11 protein-coding genes are annotated in these 10,832 nt (G+C 66.6%); 3 read left to right on the top strand and 8 right to left on the bottom strand.

Features of this window, described 5'->3' with window-relative positions; translation table 11 throughout:
• Positions 1–230: 230 nt before the first annotated feature.
• Genes EU513_RS15390 through dapE form a run of 5 tightly spaced genes read right to left on the bottom strand, consistent with a single transcriptional unit; the run spans position 231 to position 4,297 of the window.
• Entirely contained in the window at positions 231–1,472 is a 1,242-nt protein-coding gene (locus EU513_RS15390) for a hypothetical protein (protein WP_129627730.1), read from the bottom strand.
• Positions 1,469–2,056 carry a DNA-3-methyladenine glycosylase I gene (locus EU513_RS15385; RefSeq protein WP_129627727.1) on the bottom strand — a complete coding sequence of 196 codons (588 nt, stop codon included), beginning with the start codon at positions 2,054–2,056 and terminating at the stop codon, positions 1,469–1,471. The genes EU513_RS15390 and EU513_RS15385 overlap by 4 nt, the downstream gene beginning before the upstream one ends.
• 9 nt (positions 2,057–2,065) lie before the next feature.
• Positions 2,066–2,362 carry a DivIVA domain-containing protein gene (locus EU513_RS15380; RefSeq protein ID WP_129627724.1) on the bottom strand — a complete coding sequence of 99 codons (297 nt, stop codon included), beginning with the start codon at positions 2,360–2,362 and terminating at the stop codon, positions 2,066–2,068.
• Between the two features lie 37 nt (positions 2,363–2,399).
• Positions 2,400–3,152: a TIGR00730 family Rossman fold protein gene (locus EU513_RS15375; protein WP_129627733.1), complete on the bottom strand. Its 753-nt coding sequence runs from the start codon at positions 3,150–3,152 to the stop codon at positions 2,400–2,402.
• A gap of 50 nt (positions 3,153–3,202) precedes the next feature.
• Positions 3,203–4,297, bottom strand: coding sequence for a succinyl-diaminopimelate desuccinylase (gene dapE / locus EU513_RS15370; protein ID WP_129627721.1), 1,095 nt, complete (start codon positions 4,295–4,297; stop codon positions 3,203–3,205).
• Between the two features lie 63 nt (positions 4,298–4,360).
• On the opposite strand from dapE, the gene dapD reads away from it, so the two are divergent.
• Together dapD and EU513_RS15360 are read left to right on the top strand one after the other, a co-directional pair.
• A complete protein-coding gene (dapD, locus tag EU513_RS15365; protein ID WP_129627718.1) occupies positions 4,361–5,332 on the top strand; it encodes a 2,3,4,5-tetrahydropyridine-2,6-dicarboxylate N-succinyltransferase in 972 nt (323 codons plus the stop codon).
• Positions 5,329–6,342: a hypothetical protein gene (locus EU513_RS15360; protein WP_129627715.1), complete on the top strand. Its 1,014-nt coding sequence runs from the start codon at positions 5,329–5,331 to the stop codon at positions 6,340–6,342. Before dapD ends, EU513_RS15360 begins: the two co-directional genes overlap by 4 nt.
• Positions 6,343–6,550: 208 nt before the next feature.
• Here EU513_RS15360 and EU513_RS15355 read toward each other — a convergent pair whose 3' ends face one another.
• From EU513_RS15355 to fdxA, 3 genes are all read right to left on the bottom strand, one after another.
• Entirely contained in the window at positions 6,551–7,837 is a 1,287-nt protein-coding gene (locus EU513_RS15355; protein ID WP_129627712.1) for a citrate synthase, read from the bottom strand.
• Between the two features lie 168 nt (positions 7,838–8,005).
• Positions 8,006–9,118 (bottom strand): succinyldiaminopimelate transaminase, encoded by a 1,113-nt coding sequence (gene dapC / locus EU513_RS15350; RefSeq protein WP_129627709.1) that lies wholly within the window; start codon positions 9,116–9,118, stop codon positions 8,006–8,008.
• Positions 9,119–9,130: 12 nt separating this feature from the next.
• A complete protein-coding gene (gene fdxA / locus EU513_RS15345) occupies positions 9,131–9,457 on the bottom strand; it encodes a ferredoxin (protein ID WP_129627706.1) in 327 nt (108 codons plus the stop codon).
• Between the two features lie 64 nt (positions 9,458–9,521).
• On the opposite strand from fdxA, the gene EU513_RS15340 reads away from it, so the two are divergent.
• On the top strand, positions 9,522–10,520 hold the full coding sequence (locus tag EU513_RS15340) for an N-acetyltransferase (protein WP_129627703.1): 999 nt from the start codon (positions 9,522–9,524) through the stop codon (positions 10,518–10,520).
• Positions 10,521–10,832: the final 312 nt, after the last annotated feature.

The following is a 10,832-nucleotide window of genomic DNA, read 5'->3' as shown; positions in this document are numbered from 1 at the left end:
ATTCCAGTCGACTCGCCGTAACTAACGTCCGTGGACAGAACAGCTAACGCTCCGCACCTACTCGACCAGCGTGTGGGTGAGTCTCGTAACGCTCCGCACCTACTCGACCAGCGTGTGGGTGAGCCTCGTAACGCTCCGCACCTACTCGACCAGCGTGTGGGTGAGTCTCGTAACGCTCCGCGCCCACTCGACCAGCGTGTGGGTGAGTCTCGTCCTAATCTGCCTTGGTGTCAGATCGCGCTGTCGGCGGGCGGGGTGAAGTGCAACAGTTCGTCCACCCACCAGATCTGCCAGCCGAGGAAGACGACAGCCCAGGCGGCGGTACGCCAGCCGACCAGCAACCGGTCCCCCGACCGCTGTTGCGCGGCCCCGACCAGGATCGCGGTGATCGGCCAGAGGAACAGCAGGAAACGGAAGGTGCTGCTCCAGACGTCCACGATGGCCAGCAGGTACAGCGAGTACGACACCATCCACGCGCGCAGCACGAAACCCAGTCCGCGCGACCAGGGCCCCGTCATCATCATGAACACGACGGTGACCAGGACGAAGAGCACGATGACGCCCTTGCCCTCACCGAACAGGATCTGGAAGTTGGTGTACCAGGGCTTGAACGGCACGACGTCTCCGGCACGCCACCCGGCCTGGGTGCGCGTGTAGGCGTCCAACTCCCCTGTGCGCCAAGCAGCCACGGCCGGCCAGGCAAGGCCGCAGATGCCGGTCGCGATCAACGTCCCTGACGCGCCCAGGACGTCACGAGGGCGCAGCCGCAGATCGTGCCGCCGCAGCACCATTCGCAGCAGCACCGCCAGCACGACCCCGACGAGCGACAGAGCGATCGGTCGTTCAAAGCCGAGCAGCAGCGCGGTGGCGCTCGCCGTCAACCAGCGTTCCCTGGTGATCGCCCACAGGAAGATGGTCAGCAGCAGAATCCCGAGTGACTCGGTGTAGGTCATCTGCAGCACCGGCGACGAGGGCGCTACCGAGAACAACAGCGTGGCGGCGAACGCGCCGCGCGCACCGATCCGTTCACGCAACAGCACGCTCATCAACACGACAGCGGCACCGGCACAGGCGATCGAGATCAGTGATCCCGCGGCGCCGAACGACAACCCGCTGACCAGCATCAGTCCCGCTGTCATGGCCGGGTAGAGCGGCAGGAACGCCCAGGTGTTCTGCGCGACCTCGCCTTCCTGGTCGAGCGGCAGCACCTTCGGGTAGCCCTCACGGATAATCTGCTCGTACCACTTGCCGTCCCACGAATGGACGATGTCCCAGTAGCCGAGCGGTCCGCGCTCCTCCCGGTAGGCGACCACCATCTCGCCCGTGTGCGGCGCAATGCGGGCCATCAGCACCGCCGAGAACAACCGCGCGAGCAGGAACACACCGAGGACCCACCAGCCCAGGTGGGCGTCGACGGACCGACCCAGACGCTGCTGGACGCGCATCAGCGCGGAACAGGCTGCCAGGCTCATCGCGGCTCTGCGTGCCGGTGACAGCCGGCGAGATGATCGTCGACGAGACCGCATGCCTGCATTGCTGCATACATGGTGGTCGGCCCAACGTGCGCGAAACCGTTCTGTTTCAACGCTTTCGACAGTGCCACAGACTCTGGTGTCTGAGCCGGCACGTGGCTGAGGTCTGTCGGCGGACGGTGGTGCCGCGGGGCGAACGACCAGACGAATTCGTCGAGTCCGCCTCGCTCACGCAGGGTGAGCGTCGCCCGCGCGTTCGTGATCGCCGCGTCGATCTTGCGCCGGTTGCGCACGATGCCGGCATCCTTCAGCAGTCGGTCGACGTCGCCCTGGTCGAAGCAGGCGACTGCATCGGGGTCGAACTCGGCGAAGGCCACGCGGAACGCGGGTCGTTTGCGCAGGATCGTGATCCACGCGAGGCCTGACTGGAAGGCTTCCAGGCAGATCCGCTCGTACAGCGCCTGCTCACCGTGTACGGCCCGGCCCCACTCGTCGTCGTGATACGCGAGACAGAGCTGATCGGACCCGGCCCACGCACAACGTGCGATGCCGTCCGATCCGATGACGATTGCGTTGTCCCCCAAGGAAATTCTCTAATACTCGATGCGCTGGTCCCGCTCGGCACGCAGACGGGCGATCTCGGCGTCGCGGTCGTCGAGCGCCTCACGGAGGCGGTCGAGCACGTCGTCGACCTGCCCCATGCGGTAGCCGCGCACGGTCTGGTCGAAGCGCAGGGACGCGACGTCGTCCGAGGTCAGGTGGCCGTCGGGCAGGGTCTCGAAGGGTGTCGTGGTGACCGCGTCGTCCATGAACCCGCCGAAGCGTCCCATGACAGCGGCAACCGCCAGGCCGGCCACGACCACGAGCAGGACGATGAGAACGACGATCACCCGGACAGGGTAATGCCCGGAGGCCTCGCGATCCGACTCACGCCGGAGGGTGCAGCAGGCGGTCCTCACGGATGATGATCTCGACCGCCTCGGCCGGGTCGTCGACGATCTGCAGTCGCTTCACGTCGTCCGGCGAGATCATCCCCTCGGCCAGCAGCGTTCCGGTGACGAAGTCGAGCATCGGGGTCCAGAAGTCTGCGCCCAGCAACACCACCGGGAAGCTGGTGATCTTCTGCGTCTGCGCGAGCGTAATCGCCTCGAAGAGTTCGTCGAGCGTGCCGAATCCGCCTGGGAGCACAACGTATCCCTGCGAGTACTTCACGAACATCGTCTTGCGGACGAAGAAGTAGCGGAAGTTCACACCGAGATCGACGTACTCGTTCAGGCCGGTCTCGAAGGGTAGTTCGATGCCGAGTCCGACGCTGACTCCCCCGGCCTCGCAGGCCCCCTTGTTGGCTGCCTCCATCGCGCCCGGTCCACCGCCGGTGATGACCGCGTAGCCGGCTTCGGCGAGCAACCGTCCGACCTGCACAGCCTTGGCGTAGTGCTCGCTGCCGGGCTGGAGGCGGGCCGAGCCGAACACGCTGATCGCCGGTCCGAGTTCGGCGAGCGCGCCGAATCCCTCGACGAACTCCGCCTGGATGCGCATCACCCGCCAGGGGTCGGTGTGCAACCAGTCGGAGTCGGGTTGGCGATCCAGCAGACGCTGGTCGGTGGTGGTGTGGGGCACCTGCGAACCACGCAGCGTCGTGGCCCCGCGGCGGTAGCCGCGGCGTTCGATCTCGACCATCTCGATCTCGGCGCGAGTCATGCCGATCGGCTCCTCCCCCTTGGCTGCGTTCATCGTGCCTGGCTCCCGTCCGCGAAGTCGGGCGACAGCCATCGCCGCATGGCCTCCAAGGCGGCGGTGATCTGATCCTCGGGGCAGCGTTCGTCGTCGGTGTGTGCCAGGTTCGGGTCGCCGGGCCCGAAGTTCACCGCCGGGACGCCGAGCGCCGAGAACTGTGCGACGTCCGTCCAGCCCTCCTTGCCGACGACCGGGAGTGCGAGCGCGTCGACGAACCCCTTGGCGGCGGGCTTGTCGAGGCCGGGCTTCGCCCCGTCGGCGGCGTCCTTGACCTCCATCTCGTACCCGGCGAAGACCTCGCGCAGATGGGCCAGCGCCTGCTCGGTGTCGCGGTCGGGTGCGTACCGGTAGTTGACCGAGACGACGCATCGGTCAGGGATGACATTGCCCGCGATGCCGCCGGCGATACCGACCGCGTTCAGCGCCTCGTGGTAGGCGAGGCCCTCGACGTCGACCGTACGTGGCTCGTACGCGGACAGCCGGGCGAGGATCTCCCCCGCCTCGTGAATCGCGTTGTGTCCGTTCCACGGTCGTGCCGAATGAGCGGCGATGCCCTTGGCCGACACGTCGACCTTCATCGTGCCCTTGCAGCCGCCCTCGATCCCGCCGTCCGTCGGTTCGAGCAGCACCGCGAAGTCGGCCTGGAGCCAGTCGGGGTGATTGCGCACGAGCCGGGCCAGGCCGTTGAACTCGGCTTCGATCTCTTCGCAGTCGTAGAAGACGTAGGTGACGTCGCGGGTCGGTTCGGGCACTCCCGCCGCGAGCGCCAGCTGCACCGCCACCCCGCCCTTCATGTCGGTCGTCCCACGCCCGAGGAGCATCCCGTCGACCCGGCGCACGGGAACGTTCGGCGGGTCGGTGATCGGGACGGTGTCGATGTGCCCGGCGAGCACGACGCGCTCTTCGCGGCCGAGGTCGGTGCGGGCGACGATCGCGTTGCCGTCCCGCTGCACGCTCAGATGCGGCAGTTCGCGCAACGCCGCCTCGATCGCGTCCGCGATCGCCTGCTCGTCCTTGCTCACCGATGGAATGTCACACAGGGCGGCGGTCAAGGTCACGACATCCGTGTTCAGGTCGAGAGAAGCCATGGAACACATCTTGTCGGACGGTCGCTACCGGGCTCCGCGGGGAGTCTCACCTAGCCTTGAGGCATGACCGAGCAGCGCAACGCCTGGGGCTACGGCCTGGCCACGATCACCACCGACGACCGGGTGCTCGACACCTGGTTCCCCGCCCCGCGACTGGGGCAGGCCCCGGCGGACGATCCGTATGGTGCACCTTCCGAGCTGGCCTCCCAGGTGCGCGAGGACCCGCGCCGCCAGGTGCGCACGAAGGTGGTGCTGACCAGCATCGACCTGGACGAGGCACCCAAGGACGCCTCGGACGCCTACCTGCGCCTGCACCTGCTCTCCCACCGGATCGTGCAGCCCAACTCCATGAACCTGGACGGACTGTTCGGCGTGCTGCAGAACGTCGTATGGACCAACCTGGGCCCCTGCGCCCCGGAGAACTTCGAGACCGTCCGGATGCGCCTGCGGGTCGACGGACCGGTGCAGGTCTTCGGTGTCGACAAGTTCCCGCGGATGACCGACTATGTTGTGCCGAGCGGAGTCCGGATCGCCGACGCGGACCGCGTCCGTCTGGGTGCGCACCTGGCCGAGGGCACCACGGTCATGCACGAGGGCTTCTGCAACTTCAATGCCGGCACCCTGGGCACCTCCATGGTCGAGGGCCGCATCGTGCAGGGCGTCGTGGTCGGTGACGGCTCCGACATCGGCGGCGGCGCCTCGATCATGGGCACCTTGTCCGGCGGTGGCACCGAGCGGGTCAGCATCGGCGAGCGTTGCCTGCTCGGCGCGGAGAGCGGCATCGGGATCGCGCTCGGCGACGACTGCGTGGTCGAAGCAGGGCTCTACATCACCGCCGGCACCAAGGTCACCATGCCCGACGGTTCGGTCGTCAAAGCACGCGAACTGTCCGGCGGATCCAACATGCTGTTCATCCGCAACTCCGAGACCGGCACCGTCGAGTGCCGTGCCCGCGAGGGGAAGGGCATCGAGCTCAACGAGGCCCTGCACGCCAACACCCACAGCGGCGACCACACCACCGGCGCCCGAGCGTGATCTTCGGACGCAAACGGCGCCGCGACGAAACCACGGAGCTGTACGACCGGCATCACAACGGCTCCGCCGACTCCTACGCCGACTCCTACGGCGATGCCGACAGCGACTGGGACGATGAGGACGCCCTTCACCTCGGCGACGCGCGCTTCGAGTCCGATCACCGGCGCACTCGCCTGACCAGCACGCTCGGCTGCTTGCTACCGCTGGGCTTGCTGGCGCTCATCGCCGGTGGTGGTTACTACGGATATCAGCGGGTGCAGGACGCCGTCGGATCCAACTCCTGCAAAGTGCGTGACGACCGCTTCGACTACCAGTGGAGTCCGGAGCAAGTGGCCAACTCGGCCACGATCAGCATGGTCGGTACCGACGTCCTGCGGCTGCCCACCAGGGCGAGCCAGATCGCGAACGCCACCGCGATACAGGAGTCGAAACTACGCAATCTGCGCAGCGGTGACCGGGACTCGCTAGGACTGTTCCAGCAGCGTCCGAGCATGGGCTGGGGCACCGCCGAGCAGATCCTCGACCCGGTGTACGCCAGTCGCCGGTTCTACGCCGCTCTGGTGAAGGTCGACCAATGGCAGACCCGGCCGTTGACCGAAGTGGCCCAGGATGTGCAGCGCTCCGGTTACCCGGAGGCGTATGCCGATCACGAGACCCAGGGTCGAGTGCTGGCCACCTCCTTCGAGGGGAAGTTCCCCGAGTCGTTGGGCTGCCGACTGGACGACCCGACCGAGCCGGGCTCTCCTACCGACGTCGTCGCGAAGCTTCGCGAGCAGACCGGGGTGACCGCCACACCGAGCGGCAAGTACGTCACGGTGCGTGCACAGTCCACGAAACAGGCGTGGGGTATCGGCCATTGGGCCGTCGCGCATGCGCAGTCCGAGCAGATCAGCTCGGTCGTCGTCGGCGGGCGGGCCTGGAACCGCACGTCCGACCGCTCCGGCTGGACGTGGGACAAGGCGACCAATCCGACGGCCTCCGCGACGACGGTGCGTATCGAACTGCACTGAGCGGGGTTGTGGAACTGCAAGCCGACCCCAGCACACCCCAATCCGGTCGTCCTGTTGCACGGCACGTTCTCCAACCTCGGTCAGAACTTCGTGGCGATGTCGCCGATGCCCCTCGAACTCTGACGGGCCCGCACGCAATAACGACCGGATCCCTTTACTACCGCTGTAGTAGAGGGATCCGGTCGTTATTGAAACCGCTCGGTGTGGGTCAGGCGGACGGGTAGTCGCGCTCGGTCTCACCGATGTAGATCTGGCGCGGACGGCCGATCTTGGTGGCCGGGTCCTCGACCATCTCGCGCCACTGGGCGATCCAACCCGGCAGGCGGCCGATCGCGAACAGCACCGTGAACATCTCGGCCGGGAAGCCCATCGCCTTGTAGATGATGCCGGTGTAGAAGTCGACGTTCGGGTACAGCTTGCGCGACACGAAGTAGTCGTCGGAGAGCGCGATCTCTTCCAGCCGGCGAGCCATCTCCAGCTTCGGGTCCTCGACGCCGAGCGCCTCGAGCACCTCGTCGGCGGCCTTCTTCACAATGGCCGCACGCGGGTCGTAGTTCTTGTAGACACGGTGCCCGAAGCCCATGAGCTTCACGCCGTCTTCCTTGTTCTTGACCTTCTCGACGAACTTGTCGACGTCGCCGCCGAAGTCGTTCTCGATGGTGTCGAGCATCTCCAGCACGGCCGAGTTCGCGCCACCGTGCAGCGGACCGGACAGCGCGTGGATGCCGGCCGAGATCGAGGCGAACAGGTGCGCGTGACCCGAACCGACCAGACGGACGGTGGAGGTCGAGCAGTTCTGCTCGTGGTCGGCGTGCAGGATGAACAACTGGTCGAGCGCCCTGGTGACGGTCGGGTTCGGGGTCCAGTCCTCGGTCGGGTAACCGAAGGTCAGACGCAGGAAGTTCTCGACGAGGTCGAGGTTGTTGTCCGGGTAGAGCGTCGGCTGACCGGCGCTCTTCTTGAACGCGTAGGCCGCGATGGTCGGCAGCTTGGCCAGCAGCCGGATCGTCGACAGCTCGATCTGCTCCTTGTCGGTGATCGACAGGGAGTCCTGGTAGAAGGTGCCGAGCGCGGACACCGCGGCGGACAGGACCGACATCGGGTGCGCGTCACGCGGGAAGGCGGCCAGGAGGTCCTTGAGATCCTCGTGCAGCATCGTGTGCCGCTGGATCTTGCCGGTGAACTCCTCGAGCTCTTCCTTGGTGGGAAGCTCGCCGTAGATCAGCAGGTAGGAGGTCTCCAGGAAGGTCGACTTCTCGGCCAGCTGGTCGATCGGGTAGCCGCGGTAGCGCAGGATGCCCGCGTCGCCGTCGATGTAGGTGATGGCCGACTTGCAGGATGCGGTGTTGACGAATCCGACGTCGAGCGTGACATTGCCGGTCTCTTTCAACAGAGCCGAGATGTCGTAGCCGTCGTTGCCCTCGGTCGCCGGGATCACGGCGAACTCGAGCTTCTTGTCACCCGCAGCGAAGGTGGCCGGAGCGGTGTCAGTCATAAGGGAAATGCCTTCCGTCCTCGCGAAAATCCGGCGCAGACGCCGGTTGCTGAGCCTGACGATGACGGTACCCCAGCACTGCACCGGCAGATGGGGCACCCCGGGTGTCAAGAATTACAGTTCTGCAGACGTAGTGAAACGCGTCCGCCGCCCACCGGTCAACCGTGATCAATCGGCGGTCAGACGCGCCGCCGCCTGCTCGATCCGCTCGTCGGGGGCGGTCAGCGCGATGCGGACGTGGGCTGCCGCAGCTGCGCCGTAGAAGTCTCCGGGTGCCACCAGGATTCCCTTGCCGGCGAGTTCGTCGACAGTGGTCCGGCACGGTTGCCCTTTGGTCGCCCACAAGTACAGACCGGCCTCGGAATGGTCTGTGCGCCAGCCGGATTCGCGCAGTGCGCCGAGAAGGGTGTTTCGACGCGAGCGGTAGCGCTCCTTCTGGATGGCGACGTGCTCGTCGTCCTGGACCGCGGCGAGCAGGGCACGCTGCACCGGCCAGGGCGCCATCATCCCGGCGTGCTTGCGGAAGTCGACCAGCCTCTTGACCAGAGCCGGATCACCGGCGACGAACGCCGCCCGGAAGCCGGCCATGTTCGACTGCTTGGACATCGAGTAGACCGACAACAAGCCGGTGTGGTCGCCGCCGCACACCCGCTCGTCCAGGATGCTCGGCGTGGTGAGGTCGTCGACACCCTCACGCCAGTCCAACTCGGCGTAGCACTCGTCGGACGCGACGATCACGCCGCGCTCACGAGCCCAGCGGACCACCTTGGCCAGGTGATCGATGGGCAACACCTGACCGTGCGGGTTGCCAGGAGTGTTGAGCCACAACAGTTTCGGAGCACGCGGACCGAACTGAACGGTCGACTGAGCAGGCACCGGGGTCGCTCCGGCGATGCGCGCCCCGACGTCGTACGTCGGGTAGGCGATCTCGGGAAAACCGACAGCATCTCCCGGCCCGAGGCCCAGGATCGTCGGCAGCCAAGCGACGAGTTCCTTGCTGCCGATGGTCGGCATGACGCCGTCGGGGTCGACACCGGGCGCATTGCGCCGGCGGGCGAACCAGGCCGAAATCGCCTCGCGCAGATCGGGGGTGCCCCAGACCTGCGGGTAGCCGGGTGCATCCGCGGCCGCGATCAACGCGTCACGGACGACCTGGGGGGTCGGGTCGACGGGCGTGCCGACCGAGAGGTCGACAATGCCGTCCGGATGCGAGTTCGCGACAGCCTTGGCCTGCGCCAGGGTGTCCCAGGGAAAATCAGGAAGATGACGATCGACGGGCACGCGCCGGCCGGATCACTCGTCGTGCGACTGCGGCGGCAGCGCCGCGATCAGCGGGTGGTCCTTGGGGATGAGACCCATCTTCGCCGCGCCGCCGGGGCTGCCGAGGTCGTCGAAGAACTCGACGTTGGCCTTGTAGTAGTCGGCCCACTCCTCGGGGGTGTCGTCCTCGTAGTAGATGGCCTCGACCGGGCAGACGGGCTCGCAGGCACCACAGTCGACGCACTCGTCCGGGTGGATGTAGAGACTGCGTTCACCTTCATAGATGCAGTCGACGGGGCATTCCTCGATGCACGCCTTGTCCTTGAGGTCGACACAAGGCTGGGCGATGACGTACGTCATGAGGAGTCCTCCTGATGATGATGGACCGGCTGGTCACTTTCTGCTGACCTAGTATGCAAGCCGTATGGGCGACGAGCTTACTAAGTCTCACCTTCCCTGGCCGGTTCGTGTCGGACGCAGGGTTGCGGTCCGTCGCCGACTTCGTCCGGGCGACCCGACCGGCGCCGTGTTCACCGACGTGACCGGCGAGCTGCTCTGCGCGGACGGCAGCGGGGTTGAGGTCGATTCCCGGCACGGACGTGTTCGTGTCGAGTGGGCCGACGTCGTCGCGGCCAAGGAGATTCCGCCGAAGGCATCACGTCGTGGTCACCCGCACCGCACCGTCCCCATCGACGACCTGCAACGACTGATGGTTGACGGCCTGCCGCCGCTGACCAGCGAGCACCTCGGCGATTGGCTGCTGCGCAGCGCCGAAGGATTCACTGGAAGAGGCAATTCCGTTCTTGCCCTTGGCGATTCAGGCTTCTCGCCTTCGGACGCGGTGGACCGCTGCGTGGGCTGGTACGCCCGCCTCGGACTGCCTGCGTTGTTCCAGATCGCCGGCCCGGTCGGTTTCGATCCATCGGATCACCCGGTGGTGGCCGAGATCGACCGACGCGGCGGACGTTGCTCGCCGCGGGTCGCTGTCATGACCGCGGCGGTACGCGAGATCGCGCTGACGCGATCCGCAATAGGCGTCACCGTCGATGCCACAACCCGACCGACGGACCAGTGGTGGAGGGCGGCGAGTCCGCGCACGATCGACCGACGAACCGTCGCCGCACGCGTTCTCGCCGGCGTCGAGGACGGCCGATACCTGACGCTCTCCGACACCGCGCCGCGCGCGAACACCCGCCTCGCATACTCCCCCGGCTGGGTCGGACTCTTCGACCTGCACGTGGCAGAAGCGTTTCGCGGCAAGGGTTTCGGGCGGGCCCTCGTCGGAGCTGCTGCCCGCGAGGCCGACCGACGCGGCGTCCGCTCGATGTATCTGCAGGTGAGCAGCGACAACGCACCGGCCATCGGGCTCTACGAATCGCTCGGGTTCAGCACGCACCACGAGTACATCTACGCCCGTCTCTGAGTCACTCACTTTCCGCCCCGCCGGTTGAACCGAACACCCGTCACGCGCGCTGAGCCCGCGCCCGAGGGAGAGGGCGTACGCGGCGCCGCTGGTTGAGCCGAACGCCCGAGGGACGAGGGCGTACGCGCCGAAACCAAGGCAACCATCCACGACCGCCCAACCACGACCGCTCAACCACGCATTCTCCACAACCCGCGAGTAACCAATTCGGTTGTCCACAAACGATATTCGTCCGTTCACACCATTCCAACTCGGTTCGAACAGGTGTACGATGTGGGCATGTCGAACACCACGACGAAACCCCTCGGACAG

Source organism: Yimella sp. RIT 621, assembly GCF_004146205.1.
GTDB classification, from domain to species: domain Bacteria; phylum Actinomycetota; class Actinomycetes; order Actinomycetales; family Dermatophilaceae; genus Yimella; species Yimella lutea.
This window is presented reverse-complemented; position numbering and strand designations above follow the sequence as displayed.